Annotated in this window: 22 protein-coding genes; 11 read left to right on the forward strand and 11 right to left on the reverse strand. The window is 46.5% G+C overall.

Translation table 11 applies throughout. From position 1 onward, the window contains the following. Nucleotides 1-178: 178 nt before the first annotated feature. Both B3N33_RS02160 and B3N33_RS02165 read right to left on the reverse strand, forming a co-directional pair. Nucleotides 179-538, reverse strand: coding sequence for a hypothetical protein (locus B3N33_RS02160; RefSeq protein ID WP_214059982.1), 360 nt, complete (start codon nt 536-538; stop codon nt 179-181). Between the two features lie 140 nt (nt 539-678). Further along, a complete protein-coding gene (locus B3N33_RS02165; RefSeq protein WP_099830709.1) occupies nt 679-1707 on the reverse strand; it encodes a potassium channel family protein in 1029 nt (342 codons plus the stop codon). Between the two features lie 86 nt (nt 1708-1793). Here B3N33_RS02165 and B3N33_RS02170 point away from each other — a divergent pair, with 86 nt between their 5' ends. From B3N33_RS02170 to B3N33_RS02185, 4 genes are all read left to right on the forward strand, one after another. Further along, complete coding sequence (locus B3N33_RS02170; protein WP_099830710.1) at nt 1794-3752, forward strand: ATP-dependent helicase; 1959 nt, start codon at nt 1794-1796, stop codon at nt 3750-3752. Between the two features lie 43 nt (nt 3753-3795). Continuing rightward, nucleotides 3796-5943: a sodium-translocating pyrophosphatase gene (locus B3N33_RS02175; protein WP_099830711.1), complete on the forward strand. Its 2148-nt coding sequence runs from the start codon at nt 3796-3798 to the stop codon at nt 5941-5943. Between the two features lie 92 nt (nt 5944-6035). Beyond that, the gene (locus tag B3N33_RS02180; RefSeq protein WP_099830712.1) at nt 6036-7199 is read left to right on the forward strand and encodes an MFS transporter; all 1164 of its coding nucleotides are present in this window, start codon (nt 6036-6038) and stop codon (nt 7197-7199) included. Beyond that, on the forward strand, nt 7192-8310 hold the full coding sequence (locus B3N33_RS02185) for an FAD-dependent monooxygenase (protein WP_292592043.1): 1119 nt from the start codon (nt 7192-7194) through the stop codon (nt 8308-8310). Before B3N33_RS02180 ends, B3N33_RS02185 begins: the two co-directional genes overlap by 8 nt. Here the strand turns inward: B3N33_RS02185 and B3N33_RS02190 are convergent. The 7 genes from B3N33_RS02190 to B3N33_RS02220 all read right to left on the reverse strand — a co-directional run bounded on the left by B3N33_RS02190 (nt 8296) and on the right by B3N33_RS02220 (nt 15916). Continuing rightward, entirely contained in the window at nt 8296-9018 is a 723-nt protein-coding gene (locus tag B3N33_RS02190) for an ABC transporter ATP-binding protein (protein ID WP_292592045.1), read from the reverse strand. The genes B3N33_RS02185 and B3N33_RS02190 overlap by 15 nt on opposite strands. Beyond that, on the reverse strand, nt 8997-10010 hold the full coding sequence (locus tag B3N33_RS02195) for an ABC transporter permease (RefSeq protein ID WP_214078684.1): 1014 nt from the start codon (nt 10008-10010) through the stop codon (nt 8997-8999). Before B3N33_RS02195 ends, B3N33_RS02190 begins: the two co-directional genes overlap by 22 nt. 4 nt (nt 10011-10014) lie before the next feature. Next, nucleotides 10015-10986: an ABC transporter substrate-binding protein gene (locus tag B3N33_RS02200; protein ID WP_214060697.1), complete on the reverse strand. Its 972-nt coding sequence runs from the start codon at nt 10984-10986 to the stop codon at nt 10015-10017. 254 nt (nt 10987-11240) lie between these two features. Beyond that, a complete protein-coding gene (locus B3N33_RS02205; RefSeq protein ID WP_214078682.1) occupies nt 11241-12179 on the reverse strand; it encodes an ABC transporter permease in 939 nt (312 codons plus the stop codon). After that, complete coding sequence (locus B3N33_RS02210) at nt 12172-13287, reverse strand: ABC transporter permease (RefSeq protein ID WP_292589948.1); 1116 nt, start codon at nt 13285-13287, stop codon at nt 12172-12174. The genes B3N33_RS02205 and B3N33_RS02210 overlap by 8 nt, the downstream gene beginning before the upstream one ends. Beyond that, a complete protein-coding gene (locus B3N33_RS02215; RefSeq protein WP_214060694.1) occupies nt 13284-14810 on the reverse strand; it encodes an ABC transporter ATP-binding protein in 1527 nt (508 codons plus the stop codon). The genes B3N33_RS02210 and B3N33_RS02215 overlap by 4 nt, the downstream gene beginning before the upstream one ends. 53 nt (nt 14811-14863) lie before the next feature. Further along, nucleotides 14864-15916 (reverse strand): BMP family ABC transporter substrate-binding protein, encoded by a 1053-nt coding sequence (locus B3N33_RS02220; RefSeq protein WP_292589951.1) that lies wholly within the window; start codon nt 15914-15916, stop codon nt 14864-14866. 249 nt (nt 15917-16165) lie between these two features. On the opposite strand from B3N33_RS02220, the gene B3N33_RS02225 reads away from it, so the two are divergent. Further along, complete coding sequence (locus tag B3N33_RS02225; RefSeq protein WP_214060745.1) at nt 16166-16651, forward strand: ferritin; 486 nt, start codon at nt 16166-16168, stop codon at nt 16649-16651. 78 nt (nt 16652-16729) lie between these two features. Then, nucleotides 16730-18514 carry a 5'-nucleotidase C-terminal domain-containing protein gene (locus B3N33_RS02230; RefSeq protein ID WP_214078679.1) on the forward strand — a complete coding sequence of 595 codons (1785 nt, stop codon included), beginning with the start codon at nt 16730-16732 and terminating at the stop codon, nt 18512-18514. Between the two features lie 101 nt (nt 18515-18615). On the opposite strand, the gene B3N33_RS02235 is transcribed toward B3N33_RS02230, so the two are convergent. Together B3N33_RS02235 and B3N33_RS02240 are read right to left on the reverse strand one after the other, a co-directional pair. Beyond that, nucleotides 18616-18873 carry a hypothetical protein gene (locus tag B3N33_RS02235; protein ID WP_292589954.1) on the reverse strand — a complete coding sequence of 86 codons (258 nt, stop codon included), beginning with the start codon at nt 18871-18873 and terminating at the stop codon, nt 18616-18618. Nucleotides 18874-18885: 12 nt separating this feature from the next. Then, nucleotides 18886-19377 carry a proline iminopeptidase-family hydrolase gene (locus tag B3N33_RS02240; RefSeq protein WP_292592046.1) on the reverse strand — a complete coding sequence of 164 codons (492 nt, stop codon included), beginning with the start codon at nt 19375-19377 and terminating at the stop codon, nt 18886-18888. Nucleotides 19378-19867: 490 nt separating this feature from the next. Here B3N33_RS02240 and B3N33_RS02245 point away from each other — a divergent pair, with 490 nt between their 5' ends. From B3N33_RS02245 to B3N33_RS02265, 5 genes are all read left to right on the forward strand, one after another. Next, the gene (locus B3N33_RS02245; protein WP_214060527.1) at nt 19868-20875 is read left to right on the forward strand and encodes a sugar ABC transporter substrate-binding protein; all 1008 of its coding nucleotides are present in this window, start codon (nt 19868-19870) and stop codon (nt 20873-20875) included. 81 nt (nt 20876-20956) lie between these two features. Beyond that, nucleotides 20957-22447: a sugar ABC transporter ATP-binding protein gene (locus B3N33_RS02250; RefSeq protein WP_214060526.1), complete on the forward strand. Its 1491-nt coding sequence runs from the start codon at nt 20957-20959 to the stop codon at nt 22445-22447. 15 nt (nt 22448-22462) lie between these two features. Then, a complete protein-coding gene (locus B3N33_RS02255) occupies nt 22463-23497 on the forward strand; it encodes an ABC transporter permease (protein ID WP_292592048.1) in 1035 nt (344 codons plus the stop codon). After that, nucleotides 23494-24426 carry a sugar phosphate isomerase/epimerase family protein gene (locus tag B3N33_RS02260; RefSeq protein WP_292589960.1) on the forward strand — a complete coding sequence of 311 codons (933 nt, stop codon included), beginning with the start codon at nt 23494-23496 and terminating at the stop codon, nt 24424-24426. Before B3N33_RS02255 ends, B3N33_RS02260 begins: the two co-directional genes overlap by 4 nt. Nucleotides 24427-24442: 16 nt before the next feature. Next, a complete protein-coding gene (locus B3N33_RS02265; RefSeq protein ID WP_292589961.1) occupies nt 24443-25312 on the forward strand; it encodes a sugar phosphate isomerase/epimerase family protein in 870 nt (289 codons plus the stop codon). Nucleotides 25313-25386: the final 74 nt, after the last annotated feature.

Consider the following 25386-nt stretch of genomic DNA (forward strand, 5'->3'; position numbering starts at 1 on the left):
TCTTCGCCAGCCTTGCGTCCCGCCGAAGGCGGCATTGCGTCTTACTTCAGCAGTGACTGGCTTTTCTCTCGCCTTCTCGTCAGCATAGCGAACGTCTCGACAACGCTCTTTCTCGGTTGATCTCATCGGTGAACGGGTCCATGCTTTTGGACAGCTGAAGGAGGATTGATCAGCAAGATCACTTCTTCTCAATCTTGAAGACCCACTGCGAATAGGTCCCGGATTCGACGATTAGCGAGTGGCCTACCCCGGTAGGAATCAGCAGTGAATCGCCTATTTGGAGAATGTGTTCTTCTTCGACAATCATTTCTTCACTCCTGAACTCGCCATCGGAGATTTCTTTTATGTCACCGTTGAGCACTCCAGTTTTGACCTTCGCAGTTCCCGAAATCACTACATATAGGTCATGCTGATACTTGTGAGCCTCGGGTCTTCCTGAGAACGGGGAGTTGATCTCTACGGCCTTCGCAGAGAATCCCGCTATTCCCGGTGCGAAGTCTATGCCTTTTGCCGAATATTGTACCGCTTTGTCTGCCATTCCGATTCCTCCTATTTTGAATTGCTCTAATGACTGAAAATGATTTCATCTTATAAGAGATAGGAGATCTCTATAAGCCGGGCGCTTTTCATAAGGCGCCATTGATTCCTTGAGATCTATCACATTGGCTCACTGAGCAATCAGCCCTCTAGATCGCCCTTCAGGAAACTTTGGAGCTTAAGTACTTGCTCATGCCCTCCGAGGACCATAAGGCTGTCACCGGGCTTAACTACTGTCGAAGCACTTGGATTGAACTTGCTAACTCCGCCCGTAACTGTTGCAATTATAATCAAGCCTATCTTCTGTGGTATTCTAAGCGCTTCCAATGTCTGCCCTTTTTCGGGGAAGCTTTCCGGCACTCTGACTTCTTCAAAACGCAACTGCAGTGAACCTGATTGCGAGATACTATCCAGAAAGCCAGTGATCGTTGGGTTTAGCATCATTGCAACCATTCTGTGCGCTCCAATCTCCTGGATGGGAATTACTTTGTCTGCTCCCGCATAACTCAACTTGTTGATGTTCTCACCATGGGTTACCTTGGAAATTATCTTCATGTTTTTGTTCATTCCTCTAGCCGTTAGAACTACGAAGATGTTGTCTACGTCGTCCGGAAGACATGCGAGCAAACCTTGTGCCTTGTCAACGCCTGCGCTTTTCAAGGTCTCTTCCTCTGTGGCATCTCCGGAGATGAATATTAGCTTTCCTCCCTCTTTCTTAGTCAGATCACGGAGCCTTTCTTCTCTCTTCTCAACAATCACCACGTCATAGTTTCTCTTAGATATCTCATTTGCAATTGTTGATCCCAGGTCGCCAGCTCCGATTACAATAAAATGGTTTTCCAGTTTTTGTATTGTTTTCAATATCCTTCTCCTCCTGATAAGCTTATTGACTCTTCCTTCTACAAGAAAAGCCGTTATGTTTGAAACTGCGTAAACAACGATGGTGATGCTCGCAAGTATAATTATACTGGTGAACACCTTCCCGGCTTCAGTCAGGTCAGTAGGGGTGCTGTAACCAACTGTTGAGATCGTGATCATTACCATGAAAAAGGAATCGATAGGATGGTATCCTTCGATTATTGAGTATCCAAAGATTCCTATCAGAAACACACAGAGCAACAGCAAGAGAGAGACAACTATCTGCTTCATTCCACCGCTTTCTTCATTCATTGTTACCTCCAGGGTATCGAAAGAGTCTCAGTGAAGCGATTTCATCGTTATGGTAAAATCTTAGCAGAAGGGGGCCGCTGTGGTCGATGAAGAAATATACTCTCAAAAGTTCAGAGATTCCCGAATTTCTTAGCGAAGGACTAGACGAGGAACAGCTGAAAGCTGTCGTCCAATCAAACGGCCGTTCACTGATAGTGGCGGGGCCGGGTTCAGGAAAGACCCGTGTGATTACGTATAAGATCGCGCATCTAGTATCGAATTCGGTGAGCCCGCAGAATATTCTTCTCGTCACATTCACAAGGGCCGCTTCCAGAGAGATGATCGATAGGGCCAGGCGAACCAGCGGATCAAGCCTCCAGGGAATGCTTTCAGGAACATTCCACCACGTGTGCAATTACTTCTTGAGAAAATACTCGAAGGCAGCCGAGTTGAAAGAGAATTTCACTATCCTTGACAGAGAGGATTCGAAAGATCTCATTAAGCATTGTAGGGCGGAGTTGCTTGAAGAAAGAGAAGGTATCAACAGTTCGACTCTACCTTCAGCAGGAGTTCTTCAAAGCATCTATTCTTATTCGGTAAACGTGCTTTCGTCTTTGAGAGAGTCGATTGCGAGGCAGAATCGGAAGTTTCTCGGTTCATATGACGAGATTGAAGAGATCTGGAAGAGGTATGTTCAAGAAAAGACACTTCAGAACTGTGTTGACTATGACGATCTGCTGTTGAAGGCTCTCAAGATGTTCAATGAAAATCCCGTGATTCTTCGAAAAGAGGCCGAGCGCTTCAGATGGGTTCTTGTTGACGAGTTTCAGGATACCAATGTTTTGCAGTTCAGGCTCGTCGAAATGTTGTCTTCCATTCACGGAAACCTGATAGTTGTCGGAGACGATGCCCAGTCGATATATTCATTCAGGGGAGCAAGGTTCGAAAACGTCTATGATTTTCTTGCTACCAAAGATGCAAAGATCTTTAAGATTCAGACTAATTACCGATCAACCCCACAGATTGTCGATTTAGTTAACTCCATTGTTCCCGAAGACTCCATTGAAAAGCAACTTCGGGCGGTTAGAATGAACGGACCGATTCCGGTCGTTGCAGAGACCTGGGACAATCTGGAAGAAGCTTCTTTTGTCGCTCAGAAGATCCAGGAACACGTAGACGATGGTATAAACCCCGATAAGATAGCCGTTCTATACCGTTCACACTATCATTCTCTCGAGCTCCAGATGGAGATGGACAAGAGAAAGATGAATTTCACCCTTTACTCGGGTCCCAGATTCACCGAAACCGCTCACGTTAAAGATATACTTGCAATACTGAAGGTTATCGAAAACCCGCTGGATCAAATATCCTGGGGAAGAACTTTGAGGCTGTTTCCCGGTGTAGGAAGCGCAACGTCTCTTAGAATAATTCAGGGAATAACCGCAGCAGTTAATGACGGTCACAAACCGGTTGATGTAATTGGGTCGCATGTAAGCAACAGGGTGAAACTTGACAAGTTGGCTGCCCTTTTCAGTGATCTCGATGAAAAAGAACCTCCTTCGGAGATTGTAAGGCGTTTTTATGAGGTTTTCTACGGTGCCTATCTAGATGACAAATTCCCGGACGCGAGAGAAAGAAGGATGGATGTTGAGAGGCTTATTGAGATTGCCGGTCGCTACAGGTCGATTTCCGATCTTCTTGAGGATCTTGCCGTTAGCGAGAAGATCGATATTGAACGGGAGTCTGCTGAAAAACAACCGGCGGTTGTGCTTTCAACTGTGCATCAGGCGAAGGGGTTGGAGTGGGACGTAGTTTTCATTTTGGCCGTGAATCCGGGTGATCTGCCGAATTCAATGGCGATACTAGAAGGTTCTCTGAGCGAAGAAGAAAGAATTTTTTATGTGGCCGTTACAAGAGCAAAGGATTACCTTTACATTCTCAAACAGAAGGGTGGTAGATCAAGGCCTATGATAGGAAACAGATACGTCTTCAGAAGCGGACATGATTTCGTGGAAAAGTTGCCTAAAGACTGTTTCGAGCGTTGGGATGTAAGTTGGGATTTCTAAGTCAAATGTGTTCCAATAAAGTAGCAACTAGGAGGGAGAACGAATGAACTCATTGTACTTTCCACTTGTAGCAGGGATTATCTCAACCGTTTTTGCCTTCATTATGTTGCGAAAGACTCTGAGCTTTTCGCAAGGTAATGATAGGATGAAAGAGCTTTCTAAGTATGTTCAGGAAGGTGCCTCTGCATTCCTTGAAGAAGAAGCAAGAAAGATATTCCTTGTGGCTATTGTACTGGCCGCAGTTCTAGGGATTATCTTCCAGTCGTTCAAGTATCCAGTTGTGCTGCTCTTTGGCGCGCTCGTCTCTGAGCTGGCCGGAGTTATTGGGATGTACGCTGCAACAAGAGCAAATGCGAGAGTTGCAGCGGGAGCGGAGCATGGTCTAGCGAACGCTTTCAAAGTTGCCTTCTCAAGCGGGTCTGTTATGGGGCTTGCTGTGGCCGGTTTCTCACTTACCGGTCTGGCACTTGTTATGCTTGTTTTCAAGAGCTCGTTTGTTTTTGAGAACATCACGGATATCTCCAGAGCTTTCGGCAGGATATCCTATATTGATGGAATCATGATCATTAGCTCTTACTCTCTAGGAGCCAGTCTCATAGCTTTGTTCGATAGGGTCGGCGGAGGAATGTATACGAAAGCCGCCGACATGAGTGCCGATCTCGTGGGGAAAATCGAAGAGCAGATAGAAGAAGACGATCCAAGAAATCCGGCTACCATTGCCGATAACGTTGGAGACAACGTGGGAGATGTCGCCGGTCTCGGTGCGGATATTCTTGAGTCTTATGTTGCTTCGATAGTCTCAGCGATCGTTCTGGCGATCTTCATGAAGTTCGCGGATCACGGGACGATGACCGAAGCACAGTATTACGGCCTGATAATCTTGCCTGTTCTAATAGCCGCCGCGGGCGTACTATCCTCTTTGATAGGCGTGCTTGTGGTCGCGAATATGAAGACCAAAGATGCTCAGAAGAGCTTGAGCTTTGGAAACCTCTTTACAGGGGCTCTTGTTCTGGGCTCCGTGGCCATAGTGATTGGAGTAGCGGCGCCGGACTATGCCTTTAAGGACAGCTTCATCATCAATCCTGAGTTTGTTTCCAGATGGAGACTCTTTTTTGCAATAGCAGCCGGACTCATCGCGGGAATAATCATTTCGAAGCTGAGTGAATACTATACATCGGATGAATATAAGCCGACTAGAAAGCTTGCAAAGGATACCCAGAGCGGAGTGGCCATAAATATCACTGGCGGTCTTGCTCTTGGAATGGGAAGTACCATTTGGCCGGTAATAACACTTGCAATTGCAATTCTTGCCGCTTACTGGTCTGCAGGAGTTTACGGAATAGCTATCGCAGCCCTTGGGATGCTTTCTTTTGTTGGATACATCGTCTCTGTCGACTCTTATGGTCCTGTTGCAGACAACGCAGGTGGAATAGCTCAGATGGCCAAACTCGATCCTAAGGTAAGAAAGCTCACCGACAGGCTCGACTCTGTCGGAAATACGACAGCGGCAATCGGAAAGGGATTCGCCATTGGTTCAGCGGCTTTTGCCGCCCTTGCCCTCATAGTATCGTATATTTGGGGTACGGCGGGAACTGCCGACGAGATTGTGAACAATCCGGTGATCAACCTGGTTGAGCCATACACTCTAATTGGGATTTTGATTGGAGGTATGTTGCCCTTCTTCTTCACATCTCTATTGATCAAGGGTGTGGCCGATACCGCAAACCTTATGATTGTTGAGATCAGGAGACAGTTCAAAGAAATTCCTGGCATCAGAACGGGCGAGGCGGTGCCTGACTATAAGAGATGCATTGAGATAACAACCAAAGGTGCCGTAAGCAGAATGCTTACCCCAGGAATAGTTGCAATCGCTTCTCCATTCATTGTCGGCTTTCTCTTTGGCCGATCTGCCGTGGCAGGGCTGTTGATGGGAGGACTGTCAAGCGCTATCATGATCGCAATATTTAGCGCAAACGCCGGCGGAGCCTGGGATAACGCAAAGAAGTACATTGAAACGGGAGAGTTCGGCGGAAAAGGTACTCCAACACACGAAGCGGCTGTCGTTGGCGATACGGTGGGAGATCCTCTCAAGGATACAGTTGGCCCGTCGATGGATATTCTTATCAAGCTGATGTCTGTTGTTTCTCTGGTGTTTGGTTCACTCTTCCCGGTAACTCCGTTCTTCATGTGAAGAAAAAACCTCAAAAGCGCAGCTTACGGGCTGCGCTTTTTTTGAGTTTCCCTTTAGTTCAAACAATCCGTTCATCGTGATAGAATTCTCTCATGGACACGAAGAAAGCTTTCAGCCTTATTTCGTCATGTGGTTTTTTTCTCTTTGGATTTACATCGATAATACTGGGTAGTGCGCTGCCGGCAATCGAGAAGAGTTTTGGGATTGATCATCAGATAGCAGGAGTACTTCTTTCACTTCCTACTCTTGCTTTCATGTTGTCGGCGGTATTTGTTAGCGCTTTTTCAAACAAGTTCGGTCCATTCAAGTTGCTTGCCGGCGGGATAGTAATCATTACAGGTGGCTTGACAGTTCTCTCGATCGGGAGGTCATTCTGGCTGCTGCTTCTGGGGAGTATGGCTCTAAGCTTCGGAACAGGAACGATGGAGACGTCGATTGGAATTGGCGTTTCCGGAATGAACTACAGAAAACCGGGCGGAGCATTGAATCTGATGCACTCGCTATTTGCGCTAGGTTCGATCATATCGCCATTGATTGTTGCAGCTTTTCTTGTTGATTATAATTCTTGGTGGAAGCCATTCTTCGTTGCTCTTTTCGGTGGCGCATTTCTTGTAGCTTTTGCTCCGTTACTCTTCAGAATTCCTTTTGTCGGCAGTAATCAGAAGGCAACCCACTTCAAGAAGGAAGTGTTCTCCAAGAAGGTCTTCTGGCTAATACTCGCCGGAGTGCTCCTGTATGTAGGTTATGAAATTGGTTTTACGTCGTGGCTTTCAAGTTTTGTTTTTGAGACGAAGGGCATTGAGATGAGATATGCCAGTGTCTTTCCCGCACTGCTCTGGACAGGGATATTCATTGGTAGATTGCTTGCAGGCTTTTTCGTTGATCGACTGGGTTACGAGTTATCGCTCTTGTTTATGGTGAGCATTGCATTTGTCTCCTTTGGAGCAGCATTACTGCTTAGTTCTCCAGTTACCATCGGTATTGCCGTGGTCTTCGCCGGGTTTGGTTTTTCGGGAACATTCCCTACGCTTCAGGCGATTCTCATATCCACCATGAAAGACGGGATAGGTTTTGCCATTGGGATGTTTACTGTTGCAGCTTCAATAGGTGGAGCTATCTCCAATTTCTTCGTCGGTTTTCTCGGGCATCAATTCGGCATGATGGCAGGCGTTCTCTTCATCATGTTTCTAATCTTCCTCGAGATCGTTGTGGTGCTACTCATCATTAGACTCAAGGCGGTGGTAAAGGATGCATAGCAAGGTTGTTGTCATTGGAGCTGGTCCTGCGGGCTTGGCCGCATCAAGAGTTTTGCTGAGAGAGGGCGTTGATTTCGTCCTTGTGGACTCCCGGACTTTTCCGAGAGAAAAGGGTTGCGGTGGCGGGCTGACGCCAAGAGCACTGAAAATCCTTAGGCAGGTATTTCCGGATGTGGAGATCCAGGGTTTTGAAACCCGCGAGTTATCGGTCAATGCTCTGTCGGAAGGAAGTTTCAAATACATAGTGTCCTTGGTTTCGAAGAGGCCTATCTTTAATAAGGTCGATAGGAAGGAGTTTGACCAGTCCCTTCTGCAATCTATTCTAGAGAGAGACGGACGGCTCGTTGTCTCGAGAGTGCTAGAAGTCAAGAGAGTCAAAGAAGCCTTTGTGATAATGACAGACGGCAGAGAGTTGAGTTCGGATTACGTGATAATCTCCGCAGGTGTTTTCGGGGCAAAGTTAGTCGGTAAGGAACCTCCTTGTTACAGTGTCATATATCACGGATACAGCTCTCCAACGGGTAATGCCTCCATAACGTTTGTCCCCAACGGTTATCTTTGGAGTTTTCCTGGCGAGTCGTATGATTCAGTAGGCGGGGGAATTTATCCTGATTGTGAAAATGTCTCTTCCTATGAAGAAATGAGCACACTGATTAAGAGAGTCTTTGATGAGGAAATTGAACTTTCGGGAACTCCTATTCCTACATTCGACAGTGAGGTAGTGCTGAAACTGAACAACCTGGAAAGAGGTCTGTTATTTGCGGGCGATAGCGCAGGTCTTATCGATAACTGGATAGGTGCCGGGATTGACTTTGCACTTGATTCAGGAAGGCAGGCGGCCCTATCTATTGTTGAAGATGGTTACAAGGGAAAGACCGCAAACGAAAGATACCTGGAAAGGCTTTTCCCTATCGCGAGGCATCTGCAGATCGCAGACGCCTTCAGGAAGAGGTTCAACGCGAATCTTGATGAGAAACTAGATCTTCTTAAGGGAAAAACGGCTGGTAAACTGTTGATCAATTATTTGAGCGGTTATGTGAAAGGTCCGTACTGGCTCACCTTGAAGAGTCTCTTCACAGGTGGAGTCGAGAGCCGCTCAACACATAACTGAAGTCGCTCTGGACATTATCTCTCTTATTCCATCGTTTGCAACTTCACCATCGATCAATCTCATCAACCTTTCTCCGTAAGAGTTGGCGATTTCCATGTTGTGAGTTATCATGATTATAGTTATTTCGTACTCTCTGTTGATTCTGGCTGTCAGTTCCATTACTCTTGAGGCGCTATCTGGATCAAGTGCAGCCGTGTGTTCGTCAAGAAGCAGCAGCCTGGGCTTCGACAAGATGGCCATTACCATAGCCAGAGACTGTTTTTGCCCTCCGGAGAGCTCTCCCGCTTTCGTTCTCATCCTGTCTTCCAGTCCAAGCCCGAGATCCCTAAGAAGAGTTATCGCCTCTTCTTTGACAGAACTGAACCTGAAGGGCCTGTTGCCTTTCTTCGATGCAATTATCAGGTTCTCGGCTATTGTAAGAGCCGGAAATATTCCCGTATTTGGGTCTTGATAGACTCTTCCGATGAACTCAGCAAGTCTGTGAGGCTTCATGCAATTCATCGTCTTGTCGTCGATTATATATAAACCCGATGTGGGCTGAACCTCACCAAGAATTACTTTGAGAAGTGTTGACTTGCCTGCTCCATTGGGTCCGACTATGGTGACAAATTGCCCTTCGGGGATTGTCAGACTAACATTTCTTAGGGCAACTCTTTCGTTTTCCATCCCCTCATTGTATACGACCGTCAAATCTTTGAATTCGACCATAACCTCTTCACCTCCTGTTTAACCTTTCGTTTTCCTCCGCTAGTAGAAAGCTGCCTCAATCCAATTACAGTAATAATAAAGACTGCTGTGAGTAGTTTCATATCGCTTGCAAGAAAACCGATTCTGTACCCATATCTCATTGCCAGAGAGAGAAGCGTCTGATAAATAACACCCCCCACTATCGGTGAGAGAAGACCATAGAAGAGCTTAACTCTACCCAGAAGTATCTCGCCCATTATTACCGATGCAAGTCCAGTTACGACCATTCCCTGACCGATTGTGGCATCAGAGAAGCCGCTGTAGAGCGCGAATAGACCGCCGCTCAGCCCGATAATGCAGTTCGCAACGGTAAGCCCCGCAATAGCGAGAAGATTCTGAGAGATACCGAAAGAAACCACCCCCGAGGGATTACTTCCAAAAGCTCTTAGGGTCATCCCAGGATCAGATTTCAGCACAATCGAAAGAACTACAACCACAGCAGAAATTATGAGAACTATGAGCAATAAGTCGGATCCGTCGAGATCGTTGTTGAAGATGTTCTTTGCAACAACAGTAGTCTTTGTTGTGCGTTTTTCAGTATTGATCTCGAGCTCTCCAAAAAGGCCATCAAGACCAGTTCCGCCGCTCATCTCTTCAAAACTTTGAGTGCTCCTTTCAGGAACGACTCGAGGAACAGGGAGATTGGGCCCGCCCATTACCCTGAGATTTACTGAGTAAAGCATTGTCATGACTAAAATTCCGGCTAATAGAACGTTGATCTTGAGCTTTCTATGAATTGTTCCGGTTATGCTGCCAGCAAGAGCACCCGTGGCGGCCGCAAGCATTATCGCCAACCAGGCAGGAAATCCGGAAACCAGAGCCCTTACCGCAACCGCTGCTCCCAGGGCAAAGGATCCATCTGTCGTAAGGTCAGGAAGATCAACTATTCTGAAAGATATATAAACTCCCAGGGCCATAAGGCCTATTATCAATCCCTGTTCCAGAATCGCCATAGACTTACCTTTCCGTCTCTACACCATTAGTTACAACGATGTTTGCGAGATCAAGAACAGACTGTGGTATCTCAATACCGATTTCTTCTGCAATGTCAGTGTTTACGAAAAGGATTAATGAATCCTGACCAAGGATCTTTGTTTCGAGTTCCGAAGGGGAAGCGCCCTTCAGTATTTGGACGACCAGTTCTCCAGTAGCTCTTCCTATTTGGTAGTAATTGAATCCGAAACCGATTAACCCGCCCGATCTTGCGATGTCAATGTCAGCCGCGACTATCGCTATCTTCTCTCTTAGGGCGACTTTGGAAATCGACTGGATGCTCGAGGCTGCGGTGTTGTCGGTACCGATGTAGATAGCATCAACATCTTTGATCTGAGCGTTAAGAGAGGTGACCATTTCAACTGTTGTGGAACCGGTAATATCGACTAACCTCATTCCCAGAGCGTCACAAGCCTCTTTCGCAAATTCTCTTATCGTTACAGAGTTTGCCTCTCCTGAATTGTAGATAATCCCTATCGTCTCAACTTGTGGCAGAGTCAGTTTGAGAAGCTGGAGCTGAGTCTTGACTGGCGTCATATCGCTGATTCCAACTACATTTCCCGGGTTTTTGCCAAATGAAGGAACTAGACTGGCACTAACTGGGTCGGTGACGGCACTGAAGACTATTGGAATTGTCTTCGAGGCATTCACCAGCGCCTGTGCCGAGGGAGTGGCAATTCCAACCATCACTGCAGGGTTCAGAGAAACAAACTGTTTTGCTATTGTTACTGCGGTTGATACCGATCCCTGGGCGTTCTGAAAATCGATCACGATACTCTCTCCATCCTTGAAACCATTCTCTTCAAGTACATCGATAATTCCGTCTCTAACTGCATCTAGCGCTGGGTGTTCGACGATCGAAGTAATTCCGACTGTCTGCGTTGACAAACCAAGAACTCCAATAAGTAGTAATACACATACAAGAACCCGCTTCATTCTACATCCCTCCTAAAATAAAAAGAGAGGACGCTTCTCAACGTCCTCTCTTTTTATACTCTCTAGTGTATTTTAACTCAAGCACACACCGGAGGAGTCCGAAGAAAGGACGTTCCTCCTAAACCAATAAGCGTATGCAAAACTTATGAATGCTGCTCGAGTCATCACTTTGAACCTCCGAAAATCTTTGATAGGAAATTTATACCACAAAACAATGTTACGGATCAACAGTAAAGACGAAAGTATTGTTTCCTTTAGGTTCTCTCTTCTCTTGAATATGGTACTCCCAGTGATGCCGGTGCACCAACCTTTCTCTTCAGCGTATCTGTCGAAGTGAAAAAGAGAACGACAATTGTGAGCAAATATGGAAGCATCTTGAGAAAGTCGGGTGAGACGTGAGCTCCTACTGCTTGTAATCTCAATCCAAGGGCAGTTATTCCTCCGAAGAGATATGCACCTATCAAGGCCTTCACAGGATCCCAGGTTGCGAATAGCACAAGAGCTATGGCTATCCACCCCCTGCCGGCCGTCATGTTTTCGATCCACATCGAGTTATAGGCCAACGAGAGATAAGCTCCGCCTATTGCTGTAATTGAACCTCCCAGAATAGTGTAGATGTATCTGACTGCGAATACATTTATACCTTTAGCATCTGCGGCTTCGGGAGATTCGCCTACTGCTCTTAGGGTCAGTCCGGGTCGTGTCTTGTAAATGAAGAACCACATGACGGGAACAAGCAGAAAACTTATGTAGACAAGAAGGTCGTGACTGAAAAGAATCTGGCCCAAATATGGAATATCCGATAATACAGGAATTCTTATAGGCTGAAAACGCTTTGCGATTACCCCGATGTAGTCTCTTCCCCACAAACCGCTTAGACCGGTTCCCAGCATAGTTATGGCGAGCCCGCTGACGATCTGGTTCACTCTGAGAGTTACTGTGAAGAAGGCATGAACAAGGCCGAGAACGGCTCCTGCAAGCATTGCGACGAGTATAGCAAGTAGAAGGTTTGAAGTCTGATATGAGGCGACGAAGCCTCCAATAGCTCCGACCAGCATGAGACCCTCTAATCCGAGATTCATTACTCCCGATCTTTCAGTGAAGATCGTGCCGAGAACTGCGAACAGTAGAGGAGTTCCCGCTCTGACTGTAGCGCTGAGTGTCGAGAGAATGAAAGACTCGATATTATTCATTCGTAACTGCCTCCTCTCTCGATACCCTCAATCTATATTTGGCAATAGCCTCTCCTCCGAGAAGGCTGAAGAGTACCAGCCCCTGAAATACCGATATGAGAGCCATCGGCAGCTTATAGAACATCTGAAGCTGATCATTTCCTACGAGTAGCCCTCCGAAGAGAAATGCGACAAGCAGAATTGCAATCGGGTTCAGCTTGGCCAGCCAGGCTACAATGATCGCAGTGTATCCGTATCCTGGAGAGAAGCCGTGTTGCAGTCTGTGTTGCACTCCCATCATTTGTATGGCTCCACCCAAGCCCGCTATCGCTCCGCTAACAACGAGCGCAATGATCGTGTACTTTATTATGCTGATTCCCGAGTATCTGGCAGCTTGAGCATTGTCTCCAACGATTTTTGAGTTCATTCCCCACCTTGTCCTTCTGTACACATAGAAGAGAATGAACGCCAACACGACTGCCAGGAAAAAGCCAATGTGAAATTCGCCGCCGAAGAGAGTCGGAAGTCTTGCCTGCTGAGGAAAAGGGGCCGTCCCGGGGAACCCGTAGCCCTTGGGGTCTTTCCACGGTCCGTATACAAGATAATCTACCCAGAATATTGCGACATAGTTGAGCATGAGAGTTACCACTATCTCGTCGGTCTTTGCAAATGCCTTCATTAATGCAGGGATTAAGGCCCAAATGCCACCCGCTGCCGCTCCTAGAACTGAAATGAGGAGAATCATAAGTACTGGCGAAGTGACATCTTTGAATAAGTAGAGAGCTCCCCAGGTAGCGGCCAATGCTCCCATATAGAGCTGGCCTTCACCTCCTATGTTCCATATCTTCATTCTGTATGCAAATGAAAGGCCGAGCCCAACGAAAGCCAGCGGGACCATCCTCATTAGTGTACTGAATATCCCGTATCTGTTCGCAAAGGGCCAAGTCAACATTTCCCTGTATGCTTCAAACGTCTCTTTGAATGCAAGAGACAAGGTTCCAAGTCGGCCGTAGAAGAAGATCAACAGAATGATTCCCATCAGCAGCAACGCAGCGGCCACTGAGAGTATTGGTACAAGGATAGAGGAGTATCTGGGAACGGCGAGTCTCTTTTCTATTCTCAACTTCACGCGATCTCCTCCTGTTTTGAACCGGCCATCATGAAACCAATTTCCTCTGTATACTTTGGATCAGGAGGTGTGTACCCCATTATCTGACCCTCATACATCACAGCAACTCTATCTGAAAGCCTGAATATCTCGTAGAGTTCCCCGGCTAGAAGCAGGATAGCCGCTCCTCGATCCTTATGAGCAAGAAGGGATTTATAGACAAACTCCATTGCTCCCACGTCTAAACCTCTTGTAGGATGCTCTGCAATGATTACAGTTGGCTTAGTTGACAGCTCTCTCGCGAGTACGAGTTTTTGAAGATTTCCTCCGGAAAGAAATCTTGCCTGAGTCTTGGTCGACGGAGTTGAAATCGAATACTCGCTTACGAGTCGCTCCGTAGCCTTCTGCATTGCACGAAAATCTACGTTGAACGGAGACTGAGGAATGTACTTCGTGTGGGCGTTCTTCATAAACATGTTCTCAGTAATTGACAGCGAGGGACATGTAGCCAGAGCTCTCCTGTCCTGGGGAACAAATGCCACGCCTGCCCGAATTCTTTGAGCGACATCGGTGTGACGAAGAGTCTTGCTGTTCAAGCGAATCGTACCGTGAACAGGTTTTCTAAGGCCATAAATGGCTTCTGCAAGCTCTCTTTGCCCATTACCCGCGACCCCTGCGATGCCTAGTATTTCACCAGAGCGGATGTTCAGACTCAAGCTCTTCACCGCTTCAAGATTCTTGTCATTTTTCACGGTCAAGTCTTCAACTTCCAGAACAGTAGTACCAGGTTCCTTTGTTGATTTCTCGAAGTCCAGCAAAACGTCTCTTCCAACCATCATTCTTACGAGAGATCTTCTATCAATTGAACTTCTCTCTTCAGTTCCAACAACCCTGCCACCTCTCAATACCGTAACCCTGTCGCTTATTTGGAGAACCTCGTCAAGTTTGTGACTTATGAAGATCACTGAAGAGCCTTCACTCACGAGCTTTCTTATTGCTTTGAACAAGACTTCAGTCTCTTGAGGAGTAAGGACTGCCGTTGGCTCGTCAAGAATGATGACTTTCGCGCCGGTATAAAGCAACTTTAGAATCTCGATTCGCTGTTTCTCTCCGACCGAGAGAGTCCAGACCCTTGCCTTTGGATTCACGGGTAGGCCATAGCTTTCTCCCAGATTCTTTATGCTCGATTCAACTGATTTTGTCTTTACAAAAAAGCCCATGTCTTTCAAGCCGAGAACAACATTCTCGGCAACCGTGAAGGAGGGAACTACAGTAAAATGCTGCTGCACCATTCCTATTCCCTGCTTCAGCGCATTATGAGGTGAAGAGATCGACGCCCTGTCTCCCTCAACGAGAATCTCTCCACCATCGGGCTTGTAAATTCCGAAAAGGATATTCATTAAGGTCGTCTTGCCTGCTCCGTTTTCTCCAAGTAGAGCGTGCACTTCTCCCTTTCGGAGATCGAACGAAATGTTATCGTTTGCAAGAATTCCTGGAAAGGCTTTAGTGATGTTTCTCATTTCGAGAACTGAAAGATCAGCCAAGAAATATCACTCCAAAGAAAGAAATTGAGGGGCCAGAAGGCCCCTCAGTGTTTTCACTGTATTTTACCTACAACGTTATTGATAAACCAGTCCATACTGAGAAGATCACTATCCGATGGCCTCTCGCCCTTGCCGTATCTCAGTGTTCCAGACTGGTCATACACCGGTCCGTCAAACGGGTGCATAATACCCTCGATTATCGCCTCTCTCATCGACATCACAAGCTTTGCTACTCCTTGGGGTACTAGGTCGCCAACGAAGATATCGACTACTCCGTCCTTAATACCGCCCCAATACTGCTCATTGGTCCAGGTACCGTCCATAACTCTTCTCACTACGTACTCGTAGAAAGGACCCCAGTTCCATACAGGGGCTGCGAGGAATGCGTTTGGAGCGAAGGCGGTCATGTCGCTGTTGTATCCTATTGAAAGCGCGCCTCTATCTTCTGCCGCCTGCTGTGGGGCAGGAGAGTCTTGATGCTGTGTTATGACATCTGCACCGATATCGAGTAGGGACTCCGCAGCCTCCTTCTCTCTTGCTGGGTCAAACCAAGTATTCGACCAGACCACGTGAACCTTTGCATCCGGATTCACGTACTGAACGCCCATTGCAAAAGCGTTGATTCCTCGAATAACCTCCGGAATCGGGTAGGCAGCAACGTAGCCAATGATGTTGCTCTTGGTCATTGCCCCTGCGATTAGACCGCTAAGGAACCTCGGTTCGTACATCCTTCCGAAATATGTGCCGAGATTGTCAGTGGTCATATAACCCGAACAGTGCATGAAGATTGAGTTGGGGAAAGACTGAGATACTTTTACCATAGGGTCCATGTAGCCAAAACTGGTTCCGAAGATCAAATCATAACCTCTTTGAGCATATCCTTTGAACACCGTTTCGGCTTCTCCACCTTCGGGAACGCTTTCAATAAAATCAGTTACTATCTGATCCCCGAAAACTCTCTCGAGATGAAGCCTACCTTCATTGTGCATGGTGCTCCAACCACCGTCGCCGACCGGTGCTACGTAGACAAAAGCAACTTTCAGTGGTGCCGCCATCAGCGCCGCTGCAATCAGCAGCACTGAGAAAAACAAGAAGATCTTCCTCACTGTTATTACCCCCTTTGTTGAGAAATTGGCCGTCCTTATGTAGAGATTATACATTTATGAGATTGCCATTCCAAATCGAAAGGCTGCAAATAACTAAGAATAGGCTGCTTCGTATAAGTCTATTAGAACAGCTCAGAGAGTGAACTGCTGGTTCCAACTCGTTAAGATACTTTGAGAGTTCTCTTCGCGGTGGTAAAATATCATGAAGGAACTGTTGACGTTTAAACAGAATGGAGAAGGAGGCTAACTATGATAACGGCAAGAATGGAAAAGGAGATCAACGCTCAAATAAAGGCTGAATTCGAGTCTGCGTTTATCTACATGGGAATGGCCGCGTGGGCACACAAGAACGGATACTTCGGTACGGAGAACTTCATGTGGAAGCAGGCCAAAGAGGAAGAAGAACATGCAATGAAACTAGTCAATTACTTACAAGATGTCGATGCAACCGTCGAGATTCCCGGCATTGAGAAACCGACCATTAACTACAAGTCGATTTTAGATGTGTTCGAAAAAGGACTCGAACATGAGAAATACATCACTTCAAGGATCAACAATCTCGTCACGATTTCCGATGAAGAAGGGGATTACGCGACTAACGACTTTCTGCAGTGGTATGTCACTGAACAGGTTGAAGAGGAGAAGACGTTCAGGAACATAGTTAAGAGGCTGAGAATGGTCGGAGACCACGCGAATGGAATCTTCATGATTGATTCGAAGCTCGAAGAGAGATAGAACTCTGCGGGATGCCTGTCATCCCGCTTTCTTTTCTCGCTGCACAATTTGAGGCGTGAGGCTAAAGGAGGGGTTTAGGTGCGAAGGCTCCTTGCTTCGTTTTTCATTATCTCTTCTCTTGTACTTTCATTTGCTTCGGATTTTCATCTTACAATTCTCCATACAAGCGACATACATGGGAACGTTTTTCCTGTCGATTATGTGACGGGTGATTCTTTGGACGCAGGTCTGGCAAGGATCTCTTCTTTCGTCAGTCAAATCAGACATACCAATCCACACACACTTGTTATAGATACAGGTGATCTGATCCAGGGAACGCCGTTTTCGTACTTCTTTGCGAAGATCGACAACTCAGGTATCAATCCTGTTATAAGGGCTATGAACTTGATCGATTTGACATCCTCTACGATAGGAAATTGCGAATTCAGCTACGGCCCACGGACTCTTGAGGACGCGATGGTCTCGGCAGAGTTTCCCTTTCTCTCAGCGAACATTATCTTCGACGACTCTGCTGAATATGTGTTTCAGCCGTATTCGATAATAACTCTTGGAGAACAAGGCGAGAATGTAAGAATTGCGATTCTCGGCCTAACCACAAACCTTATCCCAAGATGGGAGGATCCGGAACATATCGCCGGGCTTGCATTCCTGAATCCTGTGAACGTTGCAGAAGAACTTGTTCCTAAACTCAGAGATGAAGTCGATGTACTTATAGTTGCTTATCACGGAGGCTTTGAAAGAGATCTCACAACGGGAGAACCAACCGAGGAGCTTACGGACGAGAATGTGGGTTTTGAACTTGTAAAGACAATCGAGGGTATTGATGTGCTTCTTACGGGGCATCAACATAGGACTATCGCCGAGATAATAGACGGAGTAGTTGTCTCTCAACCGTCCAGTCTCGGAAGGTTTGTCGGCAAGGTTGACTTGAAGCTGGAGAAAATAGAAGACGGCTGGCAGATCGTTGAAAAGTCGGTCGAGCAGGTGTCTGTGGCTTCATATGATCCTGACGACTATGTCGTTGGAGCTTTGAAGGACTTCGAAACAAGAGTCCAGAAATGGCTTGAAAGACCGGTCGGGTTTTCTATTGGAGATTTCTTCATAGAAGATCCGCTTGAAGCTAAGATGAAGGATAATCCTCTTGCTCAGTTCATAAACAGAGTTCAGATGGAAGCGACCGGTGCAACGATCTCGTGTGCCGCCATTTGTACAGACGAAATTACAGGCTGGAAGACAGGGCCAATAACAATTCGGGATCTTATCTCGATCTACCCCATGTCAAGCACTTTGAAGGTTATTCAGGTATCCGGTTCAGACATCAAAGCCGCCCTGGAAAGGAGCGCAGAATACTTCACTTGTACTGACAACAAGATATCCATCTCAGAAAGTTGGTTGACTCCAAAGCTAACGAGTCAAGATTATGATATGTGGGAAGGAATAGAATACATAATTGCTGTGGATAGACCGGTTGGTGAGAGAGTACTTAGTATCAGGTATCAGGGAAAGCCTGTCGATATGGATGAAAAGTACGAAGTAGTTATGAGCAGCTATCGGGCCGGCGGTGGCGGTGGGTACAGCATGTTTGAGAGAAGACCGGTGGTTAGGGATGTCATGCTCGAGGTCTCCGAAGTGATCATCGATCATGTGCTTGGAAGATTTGTCGTTAGCGCATCCGTAGATAACAACTGGTCGGTGGGGACGGGCTTTATCCATACTATAGGGTGGAACGAAACGTTGAGGTCGATATCCGAAATGTACCGTATCGATACCTCTGAGATTATGAAATACAACCCCGACCTCACAAGAGTTCGGAGTATCCCGGCCGGCACAGAACTGATTATCTACAAACCTGCGATTCCGTAAAACTGAACCTTCCGGCTGTACTACTGCAATCTCAAAAGAGCGGTGACAATTTTGAAGGCTGGTTTCGTTAAGGGTTCTGGTCAGCGCGTGTCAGGAACTGCCTAACTTGCTGGATATATTCGAGCGGCTTTTTCGAGATGGTGTTCATGAGAAGACTCTTCAAAGACTCTCATAATAGCGTTCGGAAACTTCTCTCTGTAGAAAGCGGTTGCCTCGGGTGTCGCCTCGTCGTATTCTCCGCAGGTCAGTAGAACGGGACAGCCGATTTCGCCGAGCCGCGAACTGCAGTCGTAACCCTTCATAACACCGGTTACTGTGAATTCGCTCGGCCCGTACATAATAATTGTATACTTTCTCACCCATGCCTGCGACTACTCATTAATGCATTCGGACCAGGGTTCCATTCTGCAAACGAACTTGCCGTAGAACTCCGATACTGCTTCCTGATAATCTTCTCGGTTGAAGTTGCCGCTTTTCTCTGCTCTGTTAATAGCCTCTTTTGATTCAACTGAAAGCGTTTCCATTAGCCCTCTAGCATCACTTTCGAATCTTGAAATACTCATTGCCGGTCCGGAGAGAACCATGCTTCTGACCGTCTGCGGATATTTCAGAGCGTATTCGCAGGCAAGAATTGTCCCCCAGGACTGCCCTAGCAGGTGACTTTCCGGGTAGGTTAGCTCACTTCTGAAAAGCTCTATCTCCTCGACAAACCGCTCGATTCTCCACAGAGAGGTATCTGAAGGTCTCTCAGATTTCCCGCAACCGAGCTGATCGTAGAATACCACGGGTCTTTCGTCTTCCAGAATCTCGAGTGTCTCCAGATAGTTGTGAGGAACACCGGGGCCGCCATGAATCGTTAGCAAAGGGATGCCTTCAGATCTTTGCCTTTGACTTCATACCATAATCTCCCTCCCGTAACCTTGACAAATCTTTCCATCCTTCTTCCCCCTAAGTTATTGCTCCGGCTTTGAACAAGTGTTATGAGTGAACAAGGCACGAGCCTCACCAGCTAGAGTTCAAAGGCTGAATCTCCGCTTCCGTCCGCCTCTTACTTGAAGTGAAGGATCAAGACAGGTATATCACTGTAGAATGAGAGTCTGCCTCTTGGCAGCCCGAAGAAGCAATCAAGAATAATTTATTGCCCAAAGCAAAGAATAACTTATGGTGAACTCATAATTTTTCAGATAAGAAGGATATTTGGCTGTATTCGTCCAATGAAGTCTGTAATCGTCCTTTGTCGAATTACAGCAGACATCAGCGGAATTCTTCAAAAACGCTAGTCATTGATATAATTGCTCTGGGCATTCCCTGATAGTATTTGTCAATTCATTATTCCAAAAAGGAGGTAAAGCTATGAGACATGTCAGGCGTTCGGTAATGCTTCTTCTTCTACTTGCAGTGATTCTTGGAGGAGAAGCGCTTCTTGCAGGACTTACCTATGGTTACGTAACTCCGGGACCCGATACGTGGTACAGAAAGGACGTTGAAGGATTCGAGTATGCGGCAAGTCTCGTCGGGGTAGAAGTTATCGTACTTAACTCCGACTATGATACAGAGAAAGAGATCACGAATATCAACACTCTGGTAAATATGGGTGTTGACGGTATGTGTGTCTTCTCTTTCAATCCTAATGGTGCTTTTATTGCCGCAAGAGAAGCTGCTAAGGCAGGGATACCTCTGGTGGTTACAGACAACGTTGGTCAGGTCCTCCAGTCAGATGACGATATCGTTGCATGCATTGACTTTGACTGGGAGGGAATGGGAGTAAATATCGCCAACTACATCGCAGACAAATATCCTGGTGAAAATATCGCATGCATCATGGGGCTTTTCGAACACGTTCCCGTTCAGATGTTCAGAAACACTTTCGAACCGAAGGTTAAAGAACTGGGAAAGAACGAGATCGTAGCAATCAGAGATGGTCAGTACACTCCGACTGTTGCTGTTGATCAGGCCCAGGATTTGATCGAATCCGGTTACGAATTCTCCAACCTTTTTATCTTCAATGAGGAAATGGCAGCGGCAGTTGTCAGAATGTTGAAGACAAGAGGTTTGTTAAATGACCCGATCAGGGTAATCACAACAAATGGTGCCCCTTACGGAATTGAGCTTATCAAAGAAGGAAGCATCGATTACTCAATTTCTACTTCACCCGGTTGGGAAGGATTCGTATCTTTCCTTGCGCTCCATGCTTACACTCAGGAACTCATAACCGATCTGAATCAGCAGATTCTTCTACCCAACACTCCGATCACTCCCGAAACGATAGATGACAAGACGAAAGTAGTTCCCTGGGATGTCGATCCAGTCTGGATAGATCTGACAAGAGAGTATTTCCCGCAATACAATTCGCTTTACTGATAAAGAATCGAGATTCCAGGGGGGATGAGAGCGGAGCTCTTCGTCCCCCCTTTTAGATAATCTTTTGATAAGGGTGAAGATATGCAGAGAAATCCAATAGTCGAAATGGAGAAAGCCACGAAGATTTACGGAAATCATAGGGCGCTAGATGACGTATCATTTGAGCTTCTTCCGGGAGAGGTCCATTGCCTTGTTGGAGAGAATGGGGCCGGAAAATCTACATTGATCAAGATTCTTTCCGGAGCGATTTCACCCGAGGCGGGGCTGATCAAGATCGATGGCAAAAAAGTTGAGGGCCTAACTCCGCGCCAGTCGATAGAAATGGGTATTTCTACAATCTATCAGGATGCCGAACTGGTAGACTCTCTTACCGTTTCCGATAATGTATATCTCGGCGATGAGTTAACAGGGCGGCTTCCATTTGTTGTTGACACTAAGAGACAGACGGAGAAGGTGAATGAAATCATAGAGACTCTGAAGATGCACCTCCCGACCAGTGTTCTGGTTGAAGAACTTTCAGCCTCTCAGAAGCAGATGCTACAGATTGTCAAAGCTCTTTACAGAGACGCGAAGGTCCTAATAATGGATGAACCGACCAGCTCTCTAGGAATGGACGAAACGAAGGCTCTCATGGATATTGTAAGAAATCTGCGAGATCGCGGTATCGGTATCGTTTACATATCCCATTACCTTGAAGAGATCTTCGAAATAGGAGACAGAGTAACGGTCCTTAAGGATGGGAGGAGTATGGGTACTTTCTCAATTGAAAGCATAACCGTTGAAGAGATCATCAGGAAAATGGTGGGAAGAGATGCCTCTCTGTTCTACAGGAGAAAGAAAGTTGACATTGGCGATGTAGCTCTTGAAGTGAAAAACATAACCAGCTGGGGAGTAGTCGACAATGTCAGTTTCTCAGTAAGGAAGGGGGAGGTTTTCGGAATTGGGGGACTGGTCGGATCGGGGAGAAGTGAACTGGTGAATATTCTCTTTGGAGCGGACAGGGCCGATGAAGGAGAGATAGTTCTAAAGGGTAGGAAATTGAAGATAAAGTCTCCGCAGGATGCTGTCAAACATGGAATCGCTTTGATTACTGAGGATAGAAAGAAACTGGCCATGCTTGGGGGAAGAGATATCGTTGAGAATACGGCTCTTGTGCATAGCGAGAATTTCAAGGGCTTTCTTCTCGATCTCAAGGAAGAAGAAAAACTTACTGATGACATTGTTAACAAGCTCTCTGTTGCAGCACAGGACAAGTCGCAAAAGATCGAAGAGCTTTCCGGAGGAAATCAGCAAAAGGTTATTATCGGTCGCTGGCTGATTGACGATTCGGATGTCTATATATTCGACGAACCGACAAAAGGCGTAGACATCGGAGCAAGAGAGCAGATCTATGAGCTTATAATTGAGCTTGCCGAACGAGGCAAATGCATAATCATGATCTCATCCGATATGCCTGAACTGCTTTCGATGAGTGACCGAATCGGGGTTATGAGAAATGGGCGACTGGTAGAGATTGTAGAGAATAAAGACATTGAAGAAGAAGATATGATAAAGCGTTTCATAGGAGTCTAGAGTTTGCGGGAGGGAATGAAGACAATGAGTAAGGATGGTGCAACGGCTAACGGAAAGAGAACCCTTACTAGAAGAAGAAGCTCCATCTTGAAGAATCAGTGGTTCTATCTCTTGGTTGCTGAAGTTGCTATTGCGGTTATAACCGGATTGGTCAACCCAAGATTCTTTACAACAAGCAACATAATGAACATTCTCGAGCAGATAGCGGTTCTTGGTATTGTGTCTTCCGGGATGACTTTGCTCATCATCTCTGGCGAGATAGACATCTCGGTAGGTGCAAACATCGGCCTTTCTTCAGTGGTCATGGCAATGATGATCAAAGCAGGTTATGGATATGTGTTGGCAATCCTTCTGGGAATTGCTTTGGCAGTCTTCAACAGTCTTCTTGTTGGTATCACCGCTAGAGCTTTCAAAGCGCCTTCATTTATAACTTCGCTCGCCTTCATCAGTGTTTTCCAGGGAGTTGCTCTCGCGATCACCAAGGGAACGTTCCAAACAATCTACGGTCAGTTCGAATTCATAGGTACTTTCAGACTCTGGCAGATCGTTCCACTGAGTTTCCTCATCAGTATTGCCGCATACATAGTTATGCACTTCTTGCTCTCATACACAAAACTTGGCAGACGTACATACGCTGTCGGCAGTAACCAATCGGCAGCTTACCTATCGGGGATTTCTGTGAACAAAGCAAAGCTGACAGCATTTGCACTTAATGGTCTGTTCATTGGAGTAGCATCGATGGTTCTTCTATCAAGAATTGGAGCCGCACAACCATCTACCGGCAGCGGAATTGAACTTAAGGCAATAGGAGCAGTAGTTATTGGAGGAACACCGCTTTCAGGAGGCAAAGGCCGAATAATAGGAACGTTCTTTGGCGTATTGTTAATGGGAATCATCTCAAATTCCCTAAACATGCTCAGAGTAAACCCGTACTTCCAGACCGTAACATTCGGTGTTTTGATCATCGCCTCTCTTGCCGTGAGTGTCCTAAGTTCGTACAGGAAGAAAGAGAAGATAAAGCCGGCAACTGTCAAGGAGGAGAAGTCGTGAAGCCTCAGAATTTCGTTCTGAAAAACCAAACGATAAAGAAGAGATTCGTTGAAGAGAAAAGGCGAAGGCCGGAAAGCTTCGAACGAAGGCTGTCGCTCTCGTGGAGTATCTGGATGTTCGGTACTGAGCCAATAGACGAGTCTCTTGAAAGACTCAGAAGAAACGGATTTGAGTATGTTGAGATAAAGGGAGATACATCTATTCCAAAGGAAGCAATGAAAAAAGCGCTCAAAAACTCGGGGATCAAAGTCTCCGGTGCCTGTGGAATGTTCTCGCCCCAGAGAGATCTTTCAAGTCCTTTGGAAGAGGTTCGGAAGAAAGCACAAGATTATATTCTCGAAGTTTCCAGCTACATCTCCTTTCTTGGAGGGACTTATCTTATTGTTGTCCCTGGCGCCGTTGGAAGACCGGATGCCGTTGACGGGTTAGAGATGGAGAGAAGTGCAGAAGCATTGAGGCAATGCGTTTGCCATTTCAAAGAATCTGGAGTGAAGCCGGTGATTGAACCTATAAGATCTGCAGAGGTGAGTCTGGTTCATACCGTTGATGAGGCACTAGATTACCTGGACATGGTTGATGATCCACTGGTCAACTGCCTCAATGGAGACATATATCACATGCTTAACGGAGAACAGCATGTGGGAGAAGCAATCATTAAGTGCGGTGAAAGGCTCGTAAATCTTCACATAGCCGACAGTAACAGGGATGCTCCGGGTAAGGGGCAAATAGATATCGATACTGCGATCATGGCGGCTTATCTCGTCGGTATGAATCAAAAGGGAAGATTCATAACATTTGAACCTTTGGGTCCATACCCCGATCCCTACGTTCTCTCTACCGGTCCCTGCGATGTATCGGTTATGGACAGGCTGGTAAAGGATTCTGTTGAATACTTCAGAGAACGTGAAGAAATCGTGCGTTCATTATAGCTTAGGAGGAACTGCTGTGAAAATAGGCTTTCATACTGATGCATTTAACTCGGCAGTATTTAGTTTTGAGAAGGCTCTTGAGTGGGCTCATAAAAACGATGTTCACTTTATTGAGCCCGGTATCATTGACGGTGTCTCGTGGATTCACGGTCTTGGATACTTCCCCCACATATCGCTCACGGAGGATCCACTGAAAACGAAGCTCACTATGCAGAAATATGGTGTGCGTTTCTCACAAATCGATTCTGCGTATCCACTCTCGGGGAATGAAGGCTTTTACAACGGTGTACCTTACGTTCTCAAGTCCATCCCCTGGGCCAAACTTGTCGACTGCCCCAATATTGCAACGACCGACGGTTTGAAGAAACCCTCAGGGTTTAGCGATAAAGAGGCCCTTGAACTAATGAAAAGGGCGTATGGTATCATCGTCGAGACTGCAGAGATCTACGAGATAAACATCAACATTGAGGTTCACGGTTACTTCACTACGAACCCCGATCTCCTTGATGAGATGCTTAACTTCGTGAAGAGCGATAGACTCGGTCTGAATTTAGACACAGGGAACAGCTTCATTGCCGGCCAAGATCCGGTGGAATTCTGCAGGAGATTCATTGACAAGGTCAAACATGTCCACATCAAAGATGTTTCGAAAGATCTTGCAGATGCCATGAGGGGAAAAGACACCGGCATAGGAATAAGCCATTCGGCAATAGGTGATGGAGTCAATGCGGATAATATCAGAAAGATAATTGCCATGTTGAGAGACCACGGTTACAGTGGGACTCTTAGCATGGAATGTGAGGGGACCGGTGGACCTCTGATCGAAAAATCTCTTCGATGGTTGAGGAAGACGCTTTCTGAACTGGGAATCGAAGAAGAGAAGTAAAATAATCGCTAGGAACAAGGCGTAAGGCTGCCTTCGACAGGAGGCGAGGCCAGAAAGAACATCCGGGGAAGTGA

The organism is Mesotoga sp. UBA5825, from assembly GCF_002432955.1.
Lineage (GTDB): Bacteria > Thermotogota > Thermotogae > Petrotogales > Kosmotogaceae > Mesotoga.

Coding starts and splice junctions, on each gene's coding strand:
- B3N33_RS02250 (WP_214060526.1), top strand. CDS start 20,957: ATGCAGAGAAATCCAATAGTCGAAATGGAGAAAGCCACGAAGATTTAC.
- B3N33_RS02185 (WP_292592043.1), top strand. CDS start 7,192: ATGCATAGCAAGGTTGTTGTCATTGGAGCTGGTCCTGCGGGCTTGGCC.
- B3N33_RS02160 (WP_214059982.1), bottom strand. CDS start 538: ATGGCAGACAAAGCGGTACAATATTCGGCAAAAGGCATAGACTTCGCA.
- B3N33_RS02200 (WP_214060697.1), bottom strand. CDS start 10,986: ATGAAGCGGGTTCTTGTATGTGTATTACTACTTATTGGAGTTCTTGGT.
- B3N33_RS02180 (WP_099830712.1), top strand. CDS start 6,036: ATGGACACGAAGAAAGCTTTCAGCCTTATTTCGTCATGTGGTTTTTTT.
- B3N33_RS02225 (WP_214060745.1), top strand. CDS start 16,166: ATGATAACGGCAAGAATGGAAAAGGAGATCAACGCTCAAATAAAGGCT.
- B3N33_RS02255 (WP_292592048.1), top strand. CDS start 22,463: ATGAAGACAATGAGTAAGGATGGTGCAACGGCTAACGGAAAGAGAACC.
- B3N33_RS02190 (WP_292592045.1), bottom strand. CDS start 9,018: ATGGTCGAATTCAAAGATTTGACGGTCGTATACAATGAGGGGATGGAA.
- B3N33_RS02165 (WP_099830709.1), bottom strand. CDS start 1,707: ATGAATGAAGAAAGCGGTGGAATGAAGCAGATAGTTGTCTCTCTCTTG.
- B3N33_RS02170 (WP_099830710.1), top strand. CDS start 1,794: ATGAAGAAATATACTCTCAAAAGTTCAGAGATTCCCGAATTTCTTAGC.
- B3N33_RS02245 (WP_214060527.1), top strand. CDS start 19,868: ATGAGACATGTCAGGCGTTCGGTAATGCTTCTTCTTCTACTTGCAGTG.
- B3N33_RS02205 (WP_214078682.1), bottom strand. CDS start 12,179: ATGAATAATATCGAGTCTTTCATTCTCTCGACACTCAGCGCTACAGTC.
- B3N33_RS02175 (WP_099830711.1), top strand. CDS start 3,796: ATGAACTCATTGTACTTTCCACTTGTAGCAGGGATTATCTCAACCGTT.
- B3N33_RS02195 (WP_214078684.1), bottom strand. CDS start 10,010: ATGGCGATTCTGGAACAGGGATTGATAATAGGCCTTATGGCCCTGGGA.